This is a genomic window from Rhizobium sp. PEPV16 (assembly GCF_008919455.1).
Lineage (GTDB): Bacteria > Pseudomonadota > Alphaproteobacteria > Rhizobiales > Rhizobiaceae > Rhizobium > Rhizobium leguminosarum_Q.
In genome coordinates this window covers 1-1,317 of sequence record NZ_VSZV01000038.1, presented here as the reverse complement: position 1 = coordinate 1,317, position 1,317 = coordinate 1, and the positions used below count along the sequence as shown (strand labels likewise).

1 protein-coding gene is annotated in these 1,317 nt (G+C 62.9%); it reads right to left on the bottom strand.

What is annotated here, in order from left to right; genetic code table 11:
• Positions 1-1,317, bottom strand: a 1,317-nt coding sequence (locus tag FY112_RS00285; RefSeq protein WP_151517344.1) for a glycosyl hydrolase, incomplete at both ends; no start/stop codon positions are given.

Below are 1,317 nucleotides of genomic sequence, written 5' to 3'. Positions count from 1 at the left end.
GCAGCAAGGCGGGCTCCTGCGCCCGGCGCATTTCGGCAAACTGCGCCTCGGTCGGTGCGGGCGGTGCGCCGACCGGCTCGAAGAGCCCACGCGGGTTGCTTTCGTCGCGCTGGGCCTCCCAAACCTCCATCGGATTGGTGAATTCCTCGTCGATGCGCAGCAGGCAAAGCGCGTGGCGGCCGGGAACCAAACCGCTCACCTCGAGACGGACGGCGGTCCGGCCCGAGCGGTTGATGGCATCGACGCTATGGATGAGGCTGATGGAAACACCGCCGCCCGGCAGCCGCGTCGGCAGGATCGCCAGGCCATCCTGGTCGGGAACAAGCGGTGGTTCGGCGGTCACCTTGCAAACGGTATCGCCAAGCGTTGCCAGCAATTCCATCGATGTGAGGCCGGGCTTCTTGATGATGTCGAAGGGCGGCGCCCTGTCGACATCCGTGACCAGCATGTCCAGATTGGTCTTGTGCTCCCACTGCGCCTTGGTGAAATTGCGCGAACCGAAATAGGCAAAAATCGTGCGCTGGCTCCAGCCGCCGATAAAGGCGTGGTCATTGCTGAGGAAAGTGAAATTCGCCGCTTTCGGGGCGATGATGCGCCGGTCGTGCTGTTCGATGATGCGGGCGATGATCCCGGCGTAATAGGCTTTGCCATGCCAGCTATGGTGATCGCTCCAGCCGAGCTGCGGATCGCATTCATCGTTGATGATGGGCAGGCCTGCAAGGCGCGGGTGATGCTCCTTGAGGTGGTCGACGACGAGAAGCGTGCGGTCGACGATACCGTGGGTTTTCGGGGTCAGGTCTTCCTTGCTGCCGTTGACGCCCTTTTCGTGGATCGAGATGTAATCGAGGCGCGGCGGGCCATCGCCGGTCAGGCAGCTCGTGCCGCTGTCGCAATGGGCCATGAGGGCGCGAAAGATCGGCGACAGCGTGCGAGCGGTGCCGGGTCCGCCCATCGGCAAGGTGGGATCGACAGCGTCGAGGCCGGCGACGCAGGCGTCGTAGTAGTTGGTGTAACCCTTGATCCCGTAGGTCCACCAGCCGGAATCGGCCTCGTTCGTCGTTTCGAAATACCATGTGCGCAATTCGTCCATGCCGTAACGGGCGCCATAGCGGTCGACCGTTGCCGTCACGAGATCCCGCCAGCGCCTGACCTGATCCATGTCCTCATAGTCGGTGAAGAGGCCGGATGGGTTGCCCATCAGCTCGAAGAACGGCTTCAGGCGGTGTTCGATCATCACGTCGAGCGCGCGGTCGAGCAGGGACCAGTCGTAGCCGGCCCCACCCTTCGCACTCAGCAGATTGTAGAGATAATGCACAC